We start from the raw sequence: 17,686 nt of genomic DNA, 5'->3' as shown, positions 1-17,686 counted from the left end.
GAGACCGCGCACGTTCAGCCGAGCAATTCGGTGATCCAGCGCACGTGCTGCGCGGTGTCGCGAAGCTTGTCTTCCGGCACCGCCTGCCGCGCACGTTGCAAGTTGGCCAACGTGCGCTGCCTGTAACGCAGCAGGCGCCGCCACTTGTCGAGAAACGCCGGGCTGCGCGCCGCCATCAACAACGGGCCGAAGTACAACGCTTCAGGGCTGTACACCACCGGCCCGCTGCGTTCGGCGACGATGATTTCGTAGTCGAAGCGGTTCTCCCGCAGCACGTCCTCATGGACGATGCGATAACCGTTGTCCATCAACCACTGACGCAGCTCAGGCTCGCCGCCATTGGGCTGCAGAATCAGTTGTTCCTTTCCATTCAGACGCGATTTACCTGCCTCGAAGATGTCGCGAATCGTCTCGCCGCCCATGCCGCAGAGGCTGATCGCGGTAATGCCGTCCTCCGCTTCAATCGCCGCCAAGCCATCGGCCAGACGCACGCGGATGTGCTCCTCGAAGCCGTTCTCGCGCACCGTACGTTCGGCCGCCCTGAACGGCGTCGGCGCCACCTCCCCCGCCACGGCCATCGCAATAAGCCCTCGGCGCATCAGCGCCACCGGCAGGTAGGCGTGATCGGAGCCGATGTCGGCCAGTCGCGCGCCGGCCGGCACCAGCGCCGCCACCCGCTCCAGGCGCCTGGACAATGTGTGTTCGTTCAACGTTGCCGCCCCTTATCTCGCCACCGCCCGGCACGACCTGCCGAAACGGGGCGTGAGTCTGTCGGGCTGTGGCGTGGATTTCAACTGCGTTGAGTTGTGGCCGGCGGCTTGAGCATCGGGTACTAAGGCAGCTTGGCGATGACCTTGATCTCGAAATCAAAGCCATACAGCCAGGTAACGCCTACGGCGGTGATGGTCGGGTGCGGCGCTTCGCCCCAGAACTCCGGCACCACTTCCCAGGCCTTTTCGAAGGTCGACTGCGGGTCGACCATGAACACGGTGACGTCAATCACGTCATCGAAGGTGCAGCCGGCGGCATTGAGAATGGCGTTGAGATTGGTGAACGCCAGGCGGACCTGGGCGCGCAGATCGGGCTCGGGCGAGCCATCTTCGCGGCTGCCGACCTGGCCCGAGACAAACAGCAAGCCGGCGGATTTGATCGCCGGTGAGTAGCGATTGCGCTCGTACAACGCGTGGCGGCCGGGCGGGAATACAACGTCACGAACAGTCATGGGTCTTCTCCTTCAGCGGAGCGGGAGGCTCCGTCGTTTCGATGGGCAGACTGTAGGGCGGCGGATTCGCTGGATAAACCAGCAGCCTTGATCAAGACTGTTTGGATTAACCAAACAATAAGGTGGCGCGATGGACCGTTTCGACGCGATGCAGGCGTTCGTTCGAGTGGTGGAAACCGGCAGTTTCACCAAGGCCGCCGGCACGTTGCACATGAGCAAGACCACGGTAACGCAACTGGTGCAGCAGCTTGAAGCGCGGTTGCGGGTCAAGCTGCTCAACCGCACCACGCGCAAGGTCAACGTCACGGCCGACGGCGCGGTGTTCTACGAACGTGCACTGCGCGTGCTGGCGGATCTGGACGACGCTGAAACCGGTCTCTCCGCTGCCTCCTCCGCGCCCCGAGGGCGTTTGCGTGTCGACGTGCCCAGCCCGTTCGCCCGCATGGTGCTGATCCCCGCGCTCCCAGACTTCAACGCCCGCTATCCCGACATCCAGATCGACCTGGGCGTGAGCGACCGGATGATCGACCTCATCGGCGAGAACGTCGATTGCGTGGTGCGCGGCGGCGAGCTCACCGACCAGTCGCTGATGGCCCGGCACATCACCGACCTGAAGCTGGGCGTCTACGCGGCACCGGCGTATCTGCAGCGCGCAGGCACGCCGGCTCATCCCCGTGACCTCGAAGACCCGCAGCACCGCATCGTCGGCTACCGCTGGGCGCGCACCGGGCAGCTGTTCCCGATGGTGCTGCAGCGGGACGGCGAGAGGGTTCAGGTGCAGAGCCGCTACTTGCTCTCGGTGGACGACGGCAACGCGTACCTCGCGGCAGGTCTCGCCGGCATGGGCGCCCTCTGGCTGCCGCAGTACATGGCCCAGCCGTCGGTGCTCAGCGGTGAACTGCTGGCGTTGTTCGACGACTGGCAGCTGGAATCGATGCCGATGTACGTGGCCTTCCCGCCCAACCGGCACATCAGCATCAAGCTGCGGGTGTTCATCGACTGGGTTGTGGAGTTGATGGGCGACGGGTACAAGAGCCGATCTTCCGCAACGGTTGTACAAGGAGCGACGCGCAATGGATGAAGTGATCAGCTACCGACAAGCCACGGTCGAGGACGTGGCGGCGATCTGCGAACTGGGGCAGTTGCTCAACGCCATTCACCACGCGGAGCGTCCCGATATTTACACAGATGAAACCCTCGATCACACCCGCGATGCCCCTCACTGGCTGAGCTTTCTGAACAACCCGGAGCAGGTGGTTTTCCTGGCGTTCGTCGGGGATCAGCCGGCGGGGTTTGTCAGCGCGGGGATGTTTTCAGCAGGTGGGCCTTTGATGCAGCCGATGGCATTCGCGCGGATTGGCTCGGTGTGCGTGGCCCAGGTTTTCTGGGGGAAAGGCTTGGGCCGTGGGCTGATCCAGCACGTGCAAGCGTGGGCGCTGGAACGCGGCGCGCAGGACATTCGCCTGTCGGTGTGGGGCTTCAATACCCATGCGCGGCGGCTGTATGAAGAGCTCGGGTTTGAGACGCGGGCGTATGAAATGGGGATGCGGTTGATGTAACCGCCGTTCATCGCACGCATCTTTCCTCTTGTAGACGACCGGTCAGTTTTGTCTTAAGGTGCTGCGCATTATGAAGAAACCCAACCTGGAAATGCGCCAACACATCATCGACGTCGCCAAGTCGCTGATGACCCACAAGGGCTACACCGCCGTGGGCCTGGCAGAAGTGGTGAGCGCGGCGGGCGTGCCCAAGGGCTCGTTTTACTATTACTTCAAATCGAAGGAAGAGTTCGGCGCTGCGTTGCTCGATGAGTACTTCTCCGAGTACCTCGGTCGTGTCGACACCGTCATGACGCGATCAGGCACCGGCGTCGAAAAGCTGCTGGCCTACTTCGATTACTGGATCGAGACCCAGGGCACCGATCATCCGGAAGGCAAATGCCTGGTGGTCAAGCTGGGCCCGGAAGTCTGCGACCTGTCCGAGGACATGCGCAGGGTGCTGGAGGCCGGCACGGCGAAGATCATCCAGCGCATCACCACCTGCGTGGACATGGGCCTGGCAGACGGCAGCCTGCACATCGAAGAAGGCAGCGAAGCCTTCGCCGAAACCCTCTATCAACTGTGGCTGGGCGCTTCCCTTCTGGTGAAAGTGAACAAGTCCACCACGCCCTTCGACACGGCCATGAGCCTGACCCAACGCCTGCTTCGGTAGCAGGCGCTTTTTTTTCAAAGATTGGTAGACGACCGGTCAAATATGCGAGTAATTCTCAATGATTGATATCAGTAACAGCACCGACTTGTTTTCTCCCGTGCACATGGGCGCCATCGAAATGGCCAACCGCATCGTCATGGCCCCCGTCACCCGCAGCCGATACGAAGAAGACGGCGTGCCCGGTGAACTGCACGCCACCTATTACGCCCAGCGTGCCACCGCCGGATTGATCGTGGCCGAAGCCACCAACATCTCGGCCCAGGGACGCGGCTATGCGGCGACGCCCGGGATCTGGAGCGAAGCGCAGGTCGCCGGCTGGCGCAAAGTCACCGACGCCGTGCACGCGGCCGGCGGCAAGATCGTCAGCCAGCTCTGGCATGTGGGGCGGTTCTCAAGCGTCGACCTGCAGCCCAACGGCGAAGCCCCGGTAGCGCCGTCCGCCATCCAGGCCGAGGGCAACACGTACACGGCCAACGGCTTCGTCCCGGTGTCGATGCCCCGCGCCCTGGAAACCGACGAAATCCCCGGCATCATCGAGCAGTACAAACACGCTGCCGAGAACGCCAGGCGCGCAGGGTTCGACGGTGTCGAGGTTCACTCGGCCAACAGCTATTTGCTCGACCAGTTCCTGCGCGATTCCACCAACCAGCGCACCGATCGATACGGTGGCTCGATCGAAAACCGTGCCCGGCTGACGCTGGAAGTCACCCAGGCCATCGTCGATATCTGGGGCCATGACCGCGTGGGCATTCGCCTGTCGCCGGTGACGCCGGATGCAGGCAACACGCCGCCAGACAGCAACGTGATGGCGTTGCACGGTTACCTGATTCAGCAGTTGAACCGCTTCAACCTGGCGTACCTGCACTTCGTCGAAGGCGCGACCGCCACCTCCCGTGAAGTGCCGGAAGGCGTGGACATGGACGCCCTGAGCGCCCAGTTCAACGGCCCGTTCATTGGCAACAACAACTACGACCTGGACATGGCCGTCCAGCGCCGCGCCCAGGGCAAGATCGACGCCGTCGCGTTCGGCCGCCTGTTCATCTCCAACCCGGACCTGGTTGCGCGTCTGCGCCATGGCGCCGAACTGACCATCGCCCCGCGCGAAAGCTATTACGGCGGCGGCGCCAAGGGCTACACCGACTGGCCGCTGGGCACTTACTAACAGCGCTGGCAACCGCACCGTTTTCAAGCACCGCATTCAATAAAGGCTAAACGGCAAAGGCTTTCCCAGGAAGGCCGACGCTGCCCGCACGCCTTAAATTCGAGGAAACATGAAGATGAACTACCTGGAAAAGAAAACCGCCATCGTCACCGGCGCGTCATCAGGGATCGGCGCCGCGACGGCCAAAGCTTTGTCGGCTCAAGGGGTCAACGTCGTGGCTGCTGCGCTGGATGAGAAAGGCCTCGCAGCCCTTGTCAGCGAACTCCGCTCGGCCGGTTACGAGGCAAGCAGCTTCGTCACCGACGTGACCGACGCTGAACAGACCCGCGCTTTGGCGCAGTTCGCCAAAGACACCTACGCCTCGGTCGACATCCTCGTCAACAACGCCGGCCTGATGCTGTTCTCCCACTGGGTCGATCTCGTGACCCAGGACTGGAACGCCATGATCGACGTCAACATCAAGGGCTACCTGAACACCATTGCCGCCGCCCTGCCCTTCATGCTCGAACAGAAATCCGGGCAGATCCTCAACATGGACTCGGTGGCCGGCCACCAGGTCGGCCCCGGCGCCGGCGTCTACAGCGCGACCAAATTCTTCGTGCAGGCCATGACCGAATCCATGCGCAAAGAACTGGGCGTGCACCACGGCATCCGCGTCAACACCGTCAGCCCCGGCGTGATCAACACCGGCTGGGCCGACAATGTCACCGACCCTGCCGGGCGCAAAGCCGCACAAGCGCTGAACGAAATCGCCATCGCGCCGGAAGACATCAGCCGCGCCGTGATCTACGCGCTGAATCAGCCGGCCAACGTCACCGTCAACGACCTGATCATTTCACCCACCCGACAGGACTGGTGATTGCGCAGCTGTTGGTCATTGAGGCTATCGCCTTCCTAACTCAAACCCTGGAGTCATAAACATGAGCAAGAACATCAAAGCCGTTCCCACCCACGACTACAACGCCGTCATCGACACCGCCAGCCGCTACGTTGAAGGGCTGCGCGAAGGCAATGTTGCGACGATCAAACAGGCCTTTCATGAAGAGGCGGTGATGTACGGATTTACCAACGGCCAATTGCTGGGCGGGCCGATCAGCAACTTGTATGACTTTGTTGAAAGCAACGGTAAGGCGGCCGAGATCACGACGCGGCTGGATGTGTTGGCGATTACGCCGACCACGGCTGTGGTGCGGGTGGATATGGAGAAGGACGCGATTGGCGCGGATTACAACGACTACCTGACGTTGATCACGATCGATGGGGACTGGAAGGTGATTACGAAGGTTTATCACCAGTTTGAGGGGTAGGTTTTACAGCGGTTTTTTATGGACGCAGGTCTTGGGGTTTTGGCTTCGGGGCTTGCATGCCGGGTTATAGCGTCTGGGTATTGAGCGTTTTTTGAGTCGTAGCGTTGGTTATTTTTGGAGTAAGACGTGATGGTTTTAGTTGAGTACAGCGCCGGTTTGCCGTGCAGTGCGGATCAGGCGTGGAAGGTGCTTCGGGACTTTGGCGGGATCGCGGCATGGCATCCGGCGATTGTGAAGAGCGACATCGAGGGTCAGGCTGGGATTTTGCGGGTGGGTGCGGTCAGGCGGCTGGCGCTTGCGGACGGTGGCGTGTTGCGGGAGCGGTTGATTGAGTCTGATGATGGGCTTAGGGCTTTGGCTTATGTGTTTGAGGAGTGGCCGTTGCCGGTGGATGGGTATCGGGCGCAGGTTCGCGTGGATGAGGTAGCGGATTTGGCGGATCGGTGTGTGGTGCGATGGAGTGCTGGGTTTGAGGTTCGAGAGGCTGGGGCGGGGGCGAAATTTGAGGGGTTGGTCAGGGGGCTGATTGTGCAGGGGCATGAGGGTTTGGAGGGGGTAGTTCGGGGGTGATGGTTCTCGTCTGGGAGTGAATTGGCTGGATGGGCCAGCCGGAGCCCAATCGAGGCAAGGCGCGCCGGGTTCCGACGTCCATTGGACATCAAGTGTGACTCGACAGGCTGACGCCTGACTAGCGGCGCCTGGAAGCAAGCCAGTTGAACAGCCTGCCCAGCCACCAGCGGCTGCGTGCTTCGCGTATTTCATCAATCTGCATGAACGTGTAAGGCGTGAGCCTGCTCTTTTCTCTCTTGCGCAGTGTTCGTAACCCCCTGATACGGTCGCGAGCGTGGATCAGCATGCAAACGGTGGCAAACAGGAAAATCAGAATGATCAAAATGCCCGTGGTGAACGGAGTGACTGATTTAATCACTGCACCTGCGGCTAAGGTCCCAACACCGGCAACCAACCCTTCCGCTCCCGCGGATGTGGAAGATACGGAAAATGAAACCCTGTTATCGGATACGTCGAACGCGAACCCTCGAGGAGGCGTTAGATAAAGGCCAGCATACAGCGTCGCGATGAAACCCAATAACAACCCGGCGGTTATACGTCCCTCAGCCGGAGACCCTCCCAAGTCGTCCGTGACCACGGTGTAACTGACCCACGCGGGGGCAACTGCCAAGAAAAAAATCATCAAAGTGAAGTAACTTAGGGCGAATGTCGTATAACGCTCACACCAATATCTCATGTACAGCGTGTAACCTGAGAGCAGGAAAAACAGCAGCCCGTACACCCATCCGTCTGTGGCTGAGCGCAAGAGACCAACGGCACCCAAGCCAATGGCAACTATGAAAAGCGTCCGTGTCAGGGCGTTGACAGTTCGGGCGTCAGGATCGTAGATAGTGGACATTTAGACGCTAGCTCCTTCCATGTGGTGCCGGTGTGTACCTATCGCACATCGCGCAGCGGGCTAATCTTCCCACACTCACTCTAACGATTTTTTCTTCGATGCGGATACACAGAGCCATCATGACCAGCGGCCTATGAATGAGGCAGCACGCCGTGCGCGTATCCTCTCCACCTCCATGAACGTGTAGCTCACCCGCTCCTTGAGCTCCTGCTCCTTCAAACTGCGAAGAGAAGCAATACTGACCCGATGGTAAAAGAGCATGAACAGTGAGATTGCGAAAAAGATACAGGCAAGCAATAAAGCGGGAGAGTCGTAGGAATGGACCATAGGGTAGATCACGGTCGAAAGCGCAGCCCCTATTCCGCCCTGCAAGGACTGGTTCTGGAACGGAGGCACGGTCACCTCGACCCGATTTCCCCGGGCAACCAGTAACGTCGTTCGACTTCTCCACCTGTACAGCGCCAGGTAAATGACGAATGCGATGAGCAGTGGAATGCATGCCAATAAAAGTGATGTGACGGGTCCTAATTTCAACTGTTTATAGGCTGCGATCAATACCAGAAGAAATGTAAAACCTGGCGCAAAGCCGAGATTCAGAAAAAGCCTGAGATTGGCATATCGGGTGAATTTTTCGGTGCGGTAAGCGCAATCGAAGCACCACCAACTCAGCCACACCTCCGCCGCGCACATTGGGAAAAATAAAAGGCTGGGCAAAATACCTACGGAAAACACCGCTTGGATCGTGAACAAGAGCCAGGTGCTAAAGATGATGGACATGAAGCGGTGTGGATCTGTGTCAAACATCAGCTGTTCCCTGCTGCTTATTTGAGCGTCATTAGTCGGACGATACACTCACTGAGAAAGAGCCGAAGCCGGCACCTCAAGCCTGCGGTCTACTGCTGAAGCCGCTAGAGGGCTAGCACGACGCCTCCCGCCCGTCCTTTCTGCCTACCACGTAGCAATTCTCGGATCGCGTGTTCAAGATGTAAAAGGACTGCCCCAGAAACGCCAAGGATATGTTTCTCCGGCCGTGATGGTCGCCCACAAAAGGTTTCTCAAGGGCATAGTCAGTTTAGTCGCAGAGGACGTATCGAGTTTCGTTAGCAGCCTACTGATCAATGCATCAGATTCCTGATTCATTCAGGTCTCTAGATTGTCGGGCGGATACGGCGGGCTTGCGTGGCTGGAGGATGGCCCGGACGCAGCCCTTGGAATGACGACGTCAGCTAGGGCGCACTTCGACTTATACACGACTTACCATCAATTCCACCATATATTCGAGCAGGCTCGAAAAACTATCAAATTCTTCATATACGTTATCAAACGCTTGCTTATCTCTAACTTGGTAGCGTCCCTCAGCAAGGTCTAAAACGTAAGCGTCCTGATCGCTGTCTCCAAACAAAACATATTGATCCATCCATTCAAGTTCTCGCGATAACTTATTCATTTCGATGAAGGCCAGAGAGTATCCATTACCGCCGACAAGTTTTTTTGGTTTTGTTGAATAGAGAAAAACCCCTTCAACTACTAGACCATTAAATCTTTTTAGAATCTCAAGGTAATCACTCGGAGGGCTGAACCCCAGCTCCATCTCGCTAGACCTGACAAACGACTTGATTTCATGCTCGTGCGCACCTTCATTAAAGAAAAATCCGTCCACCTCATACGTCTTTTTTACATATGCTATCTTTTCTTCCAAGTTCTCCATGCAAACCTCTAGAGTAAGGGCGGAGGGTAGACATCAAGATCAATGATTGGCCAGTCCAACGTTTGAATATCACCGGGCTTCATGCTGCGGGTCACGGTGTTTTGGTAATTAGTAATAACTTTATGATAGGGATCGTTCTTAATGAGTGTCAGGTTATTAAAGCTATTTGTCCCACCGTCATCCAGAGGTAGATCATGGTGGACTTGCCAGTCACGGCTAGGCAGTTTGCCCTGTTGCATTCGCGAAATACCAGAGTCATAAATGCCGGCGTTTTTCATGTGCTGGATATTCTCAGGATTCTCAGATAGTGACTTTAAATAATCGGGGCGCACCTTGCGATCAAACACATTCCTCAATTCTCTGGTTTCGGCGGGCGGACGTTTAGTGTAGATAATTTCCTCAGTGCGGACACCTGGAAGCCCGACAGCAATAGGGCGAGCATCATAGAAAAGGAAGCTATTAAAGAACACCACACCTGCTTTAACTTACAAAGCTAATTAAATGACCATACTCAGCCAACACTTTTCTATACTTACTAACATTAACACCTTGAAGTAGCATAAAATTTTCGATGTCCAATCTTTCAGCTACTACCTTTATTGAAAAGTCTAGGCCAAGCCCTTTCTTAACCCCCAAAACTTCAGATGACTTAGCCTTGACTTTGGAAATAGACACAATATCTCCTATATCCGGATCATAGTCAGAATCCTCTCCTTCAATAACATTCTCGACCAAGCTTTCCATAGAGTGATATATTTCAGCATCGTCAATAAACGGATCGCCAGAATCTATAAAATAGAACTCACTCGAACCGACTTTTGGAATCAGGATCAAACCTCCTCCAGAGTCATCTCCTACTAGAACATGATCAGGAAAATTCATATTTATCTGGTAAGTTTCGTTACGCTCTGCTATGTGCGCAGTTGAATATATCAGCACACGGTCATTAAGCATTGCGCCATCGTGAACCTTCCAAAACTCAACGAGCCAACCACTCTTATCAATATTCAACTGACCACAAGCGACGGTAATATTATCGTCTGAAGCAGGCGGATTCGTTTCAGTATACGCAATCACTCGAAGGCTCCTAATGAGTCAAAATATTTATACGACCTGCTTGCAACTTTATTCGCGGCATCAGGACTTACTCCCGCGTCCAACAGCTCCCTGTATGCTACTCCAAATTCATTTTTGATTGACCCTCCAAACCCACCAGCTCTGCGCCTAACTGCTTGGAGCGCCGATACATTAGCATGTGACTCTCCTGATGAGCTTTTCAACAAAATCGCCGGAGCCTTATTAGTACTGTAACCAGCTATATTCTTTTTCGCCCAGGCATCCTGAATAAAGTGGTGAGATTGAACTCGCTGATCATCAAATACATTTTTGTGACCGCTTGCGCGGTTGACGCCTGGCGACAAATTACCATGAGTGTCTACGTCCCCGGTCTTGTATCCGCCGGGGCGATTGCATACCCAGCCCCAAGGATCAACCCACCCATTAGTATTCGGAGCGTAAGCATAAAGATTATCCCCACCCAACAACCCAATCGGATCCTGGGTAATAAACCGTCCCACCTCCGGGTCGTAGTATCGGAACGTGTTGTAGTGCAGCCCCGTTTCGTCGTCAAAGTACTGGCCTTGGAAACGCAGATTCTGCTCAACCTCACTGACGGCAAGTGTCTCAACTTCCCCCATGACTTGTGCGTCGCCTGCCAAACAATCTGACCGTCGACATCCGTCATCTCAAGCGGCGTGCCGATCTGGTCCGTGTAGAAGTAATAAAGCTTTTTCTCCTCTTCGCCTTCGTTTTGGTCCACTCGCGCCAAGGGCGCGTAGCTACCAGGCTCGTAGATATAAAGGCTGCTCTGCCACGGTGTTTCTTCGCGCAGCATCTGCAATCCTTGCCAGAGAAAATGCTTGTGCTCGGTCTGGCCATCAATCTCGGACGTCTTTCCAACCCGGCGACCCAGACTGTCATACCGATACGTGCCGACGCTGTGCACTTGGCTGTTAACCATCGTCTCCGCACGCACGAGCCGGTTTTCGCAGTCGTAGGTGAACGTCTGCAGCTTGGATAAGCCCGACCGCTTCTCAATCAGGTTGCCCCAAGCGTCGTAGGTATATTCCTGATCACGCCATTGCTTGATGCGGTTGTCTTTGACCTGATCGAATTGGCTGGTATTGAAGTTCAGCCGGTGGCCGCAGCGTCGTATCGAAACTCCTCGCTATCAACCAAGCGGCCCGTGTCACGGCTATGAAGCTGACCATTAGCTTCGTATTCGTACTTGATCTCTCCGCGCAGTTTATCGAGCGTGCGGGTCAGTTCGCCTGCCGGATCGTATTCATATCGCCGATGAATCAGGTTGTACGCATGATCTACTAGCAACGAGGTGTTGATGCCTGGGTTCTGGATCTGCGACAGCTTTTCAGCCGGGATGGTTGATGCCAACTACCAGCTCTTACGTCCCATCGCGTCGTAACCAAAACAACTGGTCAGTTTGCATTGCGTGCGGTAAACCTCGCGATGCAGATCATCTCGCTCCATGTCGCTGATGAGCAAACCGTCGAGGTTCAGTTGGTGCAGGTGCCCGCTGCCGTAGTACAGGTGATTGAGATGTTGGCCAGTCGGCAAGGTCAGCGTGGTCAGGTTGCTCAGCGGATCGTATTCGTAGGCCAGCGCGCCTTGGGGTGTGGTTTCCTTAACCAAACAACCTAGCAGGTCATAACTGAAGTCGAGGATCTCTTCCGCAACGCTCAGCTTTTTACCGGTCGCTGTACGCAGACGCAAAATAGATAGAAGCCGATCACCTTCGTCATAGCCGTAATCTAGCCGCGTATCCTGATTGGCCTTAACCAGCAATCGGCCAATCACATCACGCTCAAATTCCGTACTGCGCTGCGGCAGCTCTGCCCTGTCCCCGTAGCCGACTTCATCAACCCGCGTCAGATGCCCGCCATGGTTGTAGCTGAACCGACGCGTAAGGTTGTCGATACGCTTTTCTTCGATCAGACGATCTGACGCATCGTAGGCAAACTCGTAACTCGCATTGTTCTCGTTGACCAGCGCAGTGAGCCGAATCGCCTTGTCGTACTCGTAACTGATGCGCTGGCCCTTGGCGTCCTGACGGCTGGCAGGCAGTCCGCGCGCCGTGCGCAGCAGACGCGTAATCTGACCCTTGCCATCGGTGTGCGTGAGCACCTGACCCAATGCGTTGTAGGTAAACGATTCGGACGTTCCATCCGGGTGCTCGATGCGCACCACTTCACCGTCGGGTTTGCGCTCAAGCCTTGTCTTCTGATTCAACGCGTCGGTGACGGCAACCAGATGGGACCGATCATCGTAGGTATAGAAGGTGTTCTTGCCCGAGCAATCCTGAAAGCGCTCCACCTGCGCCAGCTCGTTCCACCACAGGTATTTGGATTTGTGGGTGGCGTCGATGATGGTGTGCGGCAAGCCATCGTCGCTGTTGAGGTACTCGGTCTTGTGGCCGAGTGCATCAACTTCAGCGATCAGGTTGCCTTTACCGTCGTATCGGGCTTTCCAGACACTGCCGTCGGGAAAGCTAGTTTCGGTCACCAACCTCGTACCGAGGTGGTGTTTGTAGCGGATCTGGCGGCCCAGCGGATCGGTCTCTTCGATCAGGCGGGAGAAGTCGTCATACTTGAAGGCCAGCTTATTGCCATCGGGTAGCGTGATGCCGATCAGGTTGCCGGCTTCGTCCAGGTCCATGGCGTAACGTTCGCCACCATAATCGCGGCTGGCGATGACAAGGCGATCCTCGTTGTAATGCACTTCAAGCTCACGGCCGAGGACGTCAACTGCCCAGGACTTGCGCTTTTGGAAGTCGTAGCGAAAATTAGAGTGCTCGCCATCGCTGGTCCAATGCTCCACAACACGCGGCTGACCGTCGATGGTTTCCCAGCGGTTCTACACTAGGAGACAAGATCCACAGAACCATAACTCTATAGTTCGTAATTTCTATATAGCCACTAACTCTAAAGTCGCGCCACGATGCTTGAATCTACTTCTCCTCACTACTGAAAAAAGAAATAGTAAGTCTTGGTGAGACCGCACGCCGCGGAATCATCGATACTTTTCAATATCTGCATTATCAAGTTGAGCAGTCCTTAGAACATCCAACGCTGCCTGCGATACAACAAGGCGGTGGTCGACCGACAGACCGAAATCATCGATTCCAGCACTACCTTCCACTTTAAGCCAAAGAAACTTCGGAAGAGAGATATGTGGATGCAGCTCTACAAATTCTTCTGATTTAGTTACGGACACTGGCGCAAACGTAGTGCCTGTTAGCTTTGATTCTAAAAGTTTTTTAGCAAGGGACTCGGTAATGATGAAGCAGGGGAAGCTTTCTAACAGATTATCGCCAAGCCATCCTTCAAAGCGGTATTCAAGACTGCTAACTACCGGAGGATGAGAATTGGTATCGACGATAGTACCATCACCCAATCCACCAGCAACCTCAGGCTCAACAAAATAAAACATATTAATTCCTATTTATCGTATTGGCGGATCAAATTGAGAGCCAATCATGTTATCGATCTCAGTTGCCTTATCTAACAACTGCTGCTTCGTAGGCGAAGCATTTTCCCTATAAAACCTGTTCCACTCTTTTCGTATTGTACTCAAATGCAGCTCTGAATTTTTTTCTTTAGGTATTCCGCGAAGATTTTCAAGGGAGTGGAGTTCCTCGGTTTTCACTAAATCAGGGTACCGCTTTTGGACCTGCTGCTCCACAGCATGATGGACAACCACCTTACCCTTTGACTCAGGATTGGCTTCGAAAAAGGTAGCTCGATAATCATCTGACGTCGCCTTCCCAAAAGAAGCCTTCGGCGTCCTAGGCACGACCTTGATATTGGCTAGATTCGATCCAATACCCCGAGTTTGCACCTCATACCGCGCGCCAAACCAGCCTCCCACAAGCGCCCCGCTGAACGCCATGACCTTCTGCTCATTCGAGTCTTCCCCGAACCATCGGCCACCTAAGATACTGCCAATCCCCCCGAGTACCGCACCGTCTATAAATGCAGTGATCGCTACGAGGGGCGACGTTAGGACCACAGCGCTACCGAACCCAATCCCGCCAACCAACCAGTGAAGCCATGGCTCGACCTCAGGATTAATGTCGTCAGTCTTTTCAGTCGCGCCACCGATGTTGACGTTGCCAGACCCAGCGCTAATCTTCCCGTCACAGACGGTGCGATCTCCCACGCGCGCGGCAGGCTGGCCATTGATGTGAACCGTGCGACTTCCTTGGGCAATGACTTGCGGCACCGAGCCATGTTTGTCACACGTAGCGGTATCAAGGTGAGCCCGTGCTGCGGGCTTGCCGTTGGTGAAGACGTTTCCTGATCCTTTGAATATCTGCCCGGCCTTGTTGGTGCACCAAGACAGACTGCCAATCAGCTCCCCAAATCCCGCCGTCAACGCCATGACCGCGCCAACCGCAGCCACTGCGGCCAATCCACCTGTTGCGATAATGGTGACACCCGCTGCCGCCGCGACCACCACTGCCGCAGCGCCAACGGCTAATCCCAAGAGCAAACCTTCCAACGCCGATGTATGTTCAATCGGGTCCCCGACCCGGGCGGCCGCACTCATACCGCAGCGGCCTCTCCATCGCGCTCGTCATCAGGATCTAGCGGCATCCGTAATTCAAGTGTCTCCACGATGGAGACGAAAGCCTCACGCTCGGCTGGCGTCATCCCGCCTGGGTGGTTACTGGTCCCGGTGATCTGCATCAGCAACGGTTGCTCATGCTCATCACGGTGCAGGAAAATCAGCTGAAGTTGGTGAACGGGCTGTCCCTGCTGCCGCCATCTGAATTCAACCTGTCGGGCATCAACGCCTGCTACCTCAGTGGGGAACAGTGGCTCGACCCACTCCAGGTGGGCGAGGGTTTTATTCAGTTCAGCCAGCAATTGCTGCGCAACCGTTTCTAAATCAGTATCCGCTGCGACGACCGAGCGGCCAATCACCAGCGAGAATGGGCTGGGCCCAAGGTCCGTCAAGGTGAATACGTGAAAGGTCTTGTCCTTGAAGCTCTCCGGCCGCACGAAGCTCAATTCGTTGGTCTGAAAACGCTCGTGGGGTTTCGGAATCAGGTTAGCTACACGCTCTTGTTCCAGGCGTTCAGCTTCCAGGCGTTGTTCTTCCGCAATGCGTTTCTCGGAAATCCGGTCATACATACTGGTGCGCATGGGGCGTTCCTTGTCCGTCTGCTACTTGTTCAGGTTGATGATCGATTTGCCTTCGATGTCCACGACGTTGCCGGACAACGTGATGGTGCCGTCGGACTTCATGGTCAGGGAGCTAGCGCCCACTTGCAGCGTGATAGATGTGGTGGCGGTGATCTTCACTTCACCCTTCTTGACGGAGAGCTTGTACGCCCCATCCTCAACATTAATGGCTGTCTGCAGCTGGATCGTTTCGGTGTGGGTGCCCCCGACCTTAACTTCACGATTGCCTCCAACTTTGTGGATCTCATTCGCCTCGATCTCGGTTTCCATATCCCGTTCGGCGTGCAGGCTGACCTTCTCAGCGCCAGACTTATCTTCAAACATGAAGGAGTTGGCGTTCGAGCTTTTACCCTTGATCGAGCGCGTAAGAAAACCACTCTGCGTCTTGTTCGCCGGCAACGACCACGGTGGGGTGTTCTTGCTGTTGTAGACACTCCCCATGATCAACGGGCGATCCGGATTACCATCCAGAAAAACCACCACGACTTCATCACCCACACGCGGGATCTGGATGCTGCCGAAACCGCCGCTGGCGCCGGATTGGGCGACGCGGACCCAGCAGGAGCTGTGGTCGTTGTACTTGCCGTTGCGGTCCCAGTGGAACTGGACTTTCACGCGGCCGAGTTCGTCGGTAAAGATTTCTTCGCCCGGCGGGCCAACGATGATGGCGGTCTGTGGCCCGGCGATGGTCGGGCGTGGCGTGGAAAGTTGCGGGCGAAACGGGATCTTTTTGCGCACGCAGGAGAAGGTGTTGTAGTAGCTCGCCTGATGGCCGTTGAGGTAGTTGTTGTGGCCTTCGCTTTCGACGCCCATCAGCAGGAACTGACGATCGTCGGCGGAGCCCTGATCATGGTCGTAGTGCTGCACCAACTCGAAGGTGTAACCAGGCTTCATCGCGCGGCAGTTGCTCGCGCCTTCGAACTTCTTGCCGCGGATTTCCAGGGCTTCCATGCGCAGACGCAACAGCGTTTCGCCTTCGTCGTAGGTGCCGTGGGTGTACTGGCCGGGGAAGTCGTAGATCTCGAACGTCTCGACGTCGCCCTGTTTGTTCAGGCTGTTCATCCCGACGGGCAGACGGTTGTTGGGCTGACGGTAGTCGAACGTCTGCACGGCCATCTTGCCCGCCTGCAAATGGCGGTTGCCGCTCCACTGAGTGATGGAGTCAGCGGTCTCGGTGACGGACGCGGTGTGGAAGCGGATCTGCGGTTGTTCTGGCAACGGCTGCAGCATGCTGGAGTCGTCGCAGATGATCATGGTGTGGCCTTCGGCGGTGTGCTCGAAGTAGTAAAACATCCCTTCTTCTTCGAGCAGACGCTGGACGAAGTTGAAGTCGGTTTCACGGTATTGGGTGATGTAGGTGTAGCGCTTTTGTGGCTTGGTCAGGCGGAATTCATGGCGGGAGAATGCCGGGCACAGGGCGAACACCTGGGTCACCACTTCCTCGACGGTATTGCCCTGAAAGATCCGCGTGTCGAAGCGGTTTTTCAGCATCGAGAACCAGGGGTTGAGCGTCGCGGTGTAGCGGGCCATGCCGCCGTCGCTGCCGGTGCTGGCGAAGCGAGTGAGGTAACCGGCGATATAGCGCGGCGTGCTGTCAGCCAGTTCGATTTCGATAGTGACCAATTGCCCCATCATCGACTTGAGCTCGACGCCGGAGTCTTCGCAGATCAGCAGCAGCTCGAAGCTGTACGCCTGGGACAGCGCTTCCCGACCTTTGAAGGTTTCGAGCAGCAGTTGCTGTTCCGGGTTGGCGAGGTTATTGAACTTGAACAGGCGCCGGTTCTGGGGCGAGAGCAACGCGGCAAGGTCCATCATCATGAAAATCTCCTGGATGGCACGGGGTAGAACGCTACCGCCATGCTCAGCAACAACAGGTTACGAGCCGACAAGGGGGGCCGGAGCCCTTGTTGCATCGTCGCTAACGGGTGGATGACGCGCCATGAGGCAGGTTCGCCGCCAGCCGTGGGGGCATTCCTACAATCACGTAGGACCCGAGCTACAGACGCTTCTTTAAAACAACAGTCTCGGAATCGACGGTTGGGGCCCGCGCGCATGTGCGCAGTCGGCAGCACCGCCACTTGGTTCCGGGTAAACATTCAATTGCTGGACACTGCGACCGCGCCGCAATGCGAAAGTGCCACCAGACACTGTAAGTCGCGAACGACATCACAGTCTCAGAATCGTTACAGATGTTTCACAGCGGCAAAGGAGACACTTATGCGCCTCCCGCTGTCAACCCGGTGAATCGATTTTGCGAACGGTCGCGCAGCACTGTGGATCCCATTTGAAATTTCTTAACCGGCAGGTGAATGTCTCGAAGTGCCCGTGTTCACAGGCGCTTGCCGGGGGTTATAGGCACCAGATGGTTGAATGACGGTGTTCTGCCATCATTGCCGAGTGTAAAA

17 protein-coding genes and 2 pseudogenes are annotated in these 17,686 nt (G+C 56.2%); 7 read left to right on the top strand and 12 right to left on the bottom strand.

What is annotated here, in order from left to right:
- Nucleotides 1–14: 14 nt before the first annotated feature.
- A complete protein-coding gene (locus AC07VF_RS19050) occupies nucleotides 15–710 on the bottom strand; it encodes a tRNA (adenine(22)-N(1))-methyltransferase (protein ID WP_495008000.1) in 696 nt (231 codons plus the stop codon).
- Between the two features lie 122 nt (nucleotides 711–832).
- Entirely contained in the window at nucleotides 833–1,222 is a 390-nt protein-coding gene (locus AC07VF_RS19045; protein ID WP_108119461.1) for a RidA family protein, read from the bottom strand.
- Nucleotides 1,223–1,352: 130 nt separating this feature from the next.
- On the opposite strand from AC07VF_RS19045, the gene AC07VF_RS19040 reads away from it, so the two are divergent.
- The 7 genes from AC07VF_RS19040 (at nucleotide 1,353) to AC07VF_RS19010 (ending at nucleotide 6,472) form a co-directional block, all read left to right on the top strand.
- Nucleotides 1,353–2,303 carry a LysR family transcriptional regulator gene (locus AC07VF_RS19040; protein ID WP_495007999.1) on the top strand — a complete coding sequence of 317 codons (951 nt, stop codon included), beginning with the start codon at nucleotides 1,353–1,355 and terminating at the stop codon, nucleotides 2,301–2,303.
- The gene (locus AC07VF_RS19035) at nucleotides 2,296–2,781 is read left to right on the top strand and encodes a GNAT family N-acetyltransferase (protein WP_495007998.1); all 486 of its coding nucleotides are present in this window, start codon (nucleotides 2,296–2,298) and stop codon (nucleotides 2,779–2,781) included. The genes AC07VF_RS19040 and AC07VF_RS19035 overlap by 8 nt, the downstream gene beginning before the upstream one ends.
- A 70-nt stretch (nucleotides 2,782–2,851) precedes the next feature.
- On the top strand, nucleotides 2,852–3,433 hold the full coding sequence (locus tag AC07VF_RS19030; RefSeq protein WP_495007997.1) for a TetR/AcrR family transcriptional regulator: 582 nt from the start codon (nucleotides 2,852–2,854) through the stop codon (nucleotides 3,431–3,433).
- A 58-nt stretch (nucleotides 3,434–3,491) separates the two neighbouring features.
- The gene (locus AC07VF_RS19025) at nucleotides 3,492–4,595 is read left to right on the top strand and encodes an alkene reductase (RefSeq protein WP_495007996.1); all 1,104 of its coding nucleotides are present in this window, start codon (nucleotides 3,492–3,494) and stop codon (nucleotides 4,593–4,595) included.
- A gap of 115 nt (nucleotides 4,596–4,710) precedes the next feature.
- Nucleotides 4,711–5,454 (top strand): SDR family oxidoreductase, encoded by a 744-nt coding sequence (locus AC07VF_RS19020; protein WP_495007995.1) that lies wholly within the window; start codon nucleotides 4,711–4,713, stop codon nucleotides 5,452–5,454.
- A 61-nt stretch (nucleotides 5,455–5,515) separates the two neighbouring features.
- Nucleotides 5,516–5,902, top strand: a complete 387-nt coding sequence (locus AC07VF_RS19015; protein ID WP_495007994.1) for a nuclear transport factor 2 family protein — start codon at nucleotides 5,516–5,518, stop codon at nucleotides 5,900–5,902.
- Nucleotides 5,903–6,031: 129 nt separating this feature from the next.
- Nucleotides 6,032–6,472 carry an SRPBCC family protein gene (locus AC07VF_RS19010; RefSeq protein WP_495008261.1) on the top strand — a complete coding sequence of 147 codons (441 nt, stop codon included), beginning with the start codon at nucleotides 6,032–6,034 and terminating at the stop codon, nucleotides 6,470–6,472.
- 118 nt (nucleotides 6,473–6,590) lie between these two features.
- Here the strand turns inward: AC07VF_RS19010 and AC07VF_RS19005 are convergent, their stop codons facing one another.
- The 10 genes and pseudogenes from AC07VF_RS19005 to AC07VF_RS18960 form a co-directional block, all read right to left on the bottom strand.
- On the bottom strand, nucleotides 6,591–7,310 hold the full coding sequence (locus AC07VF_RS19005; RefSeq protein ID WP_495007993.1) for a hypothetical protein: 720 nt from the start codon (nucleotides 7,308–7,310) through the stop codon (nucleotides 6,591–6,593).
- A 117-nt stretch (nucleotides 7,311–7,427) separates the two neighbouring features.
- Nucleotides 7,428–8,114, bottom strand: coding sequence for a hypothetical protein (locus AC07VF_RS19000; protein ID WP_495007992.1), 687 nt, complete (start codon nucleotides 8,112–8,114; stop codon nucleotides 7,428–7,430).
- A gap of 439 nt (nucleotides 8,115–8,553) precedes the next feature.
- Entirely contained in the window at nucleotides 8,554–9,018 is a 465-nt protein-coding gene (locus AC07VF_RS18995; RefSeq protein WP_346625849.1) for a YrhA family protein, read from the bottom strand.
- Between the two features lie 8 nt (nucleotides 9,019–9,026).
- Nucleotides 9,027–9,488, bottom strand: coding sequence for a hypothetical protein (locus tag AC07VF_RS18990; RefSeq protein ID WP_495007991.1), 462 nt, complete (start codon nucleotides 9,486–9,488; stop codon nucleotides 9,027–9,029).
- 10 nt (nucleotides 9,489–9,498) lie between these two features.
- On the bottom strand, nucleotides 9,499–10,095 hold the full coding sequence (locus AC07VF_RS18985; protein ID WP_346625847.1) for an SMI1/KNR4 family protein: 597 nt from the start codon (nucleotides 10,093–10,095) through the stop codon (nucleotides 9,499–9,501).
- Nucleotides 10,092–12,750: pseudogene (locus tag AC07VF_RS18980) on the bottom strand (RHS repeat-associated core domain-containing protein). Before AC07VF_RS18980 ends, AC07VF_RS18985 begins: the two are co-directional and overlap by 4 nt.
- A gap of 354 nt (nucleotides 12,751–13,104) precedes the next feature.
- Nucleotides 13,105–13,524 carry a hypothetical protein gene (locus tag AC07VF_RS18975; RefSeq protein ID WP_495007990.1) on the bottom strand — a complete coding sequence of 140 codons (420 nt, stop codon included), beginning with the start codon at nucleotides 13,522–13,524 and terminating at the stop codon, nucleotides 13,105–13,107.
- A gap of 336 nt (nucleotides 13,525–13,860) precedes the next feature.
- Nucleotides 13,861–14,643 (bottom strand): annotated as a pseudogene (locus tag AC07VF_RS18970) (PAAR domain-containing protein); the annotation flags it as partial.
- Nucleotides 14,640–15,242: a DcrB-related protein gene (locus tag AC07VF_RS18965; protein WP_495007989.1), complete on the bottom strand. Its 603-nt coding sequence runs from the start codon at nucleotides 15,240–15,242 to the stop codon at nucleotides 14,640–14,642. The pseudogene AC07VF_RS18970 and the gene AC07VF_RS18965, both read right to left, overlap by 4 nt.
- Nucleotides 15,243–15,263: 21 nt before the next feature.
- Nucleotides 15,264–17,099, bottom strand: a complete 1,836-nt coding sequence (locus AC07VF_RS18960; RefSeq protein ID WP_495007988.1) for a type VI secretion system Vgr family protein — start codon at nucleotides 17,097–17,099, stop codon at nucleotides 15,264–15,266.
- Nucleotides 17,100–17,686: the final 587 nt, after the last annotated feature.

Source organism: Pseudomonas sp. GW821-FHT02H06 (assembly GCF_059421525.1).
This window is presented reverse-complemented; position numbering and strand designations above follow the sequence as displayed.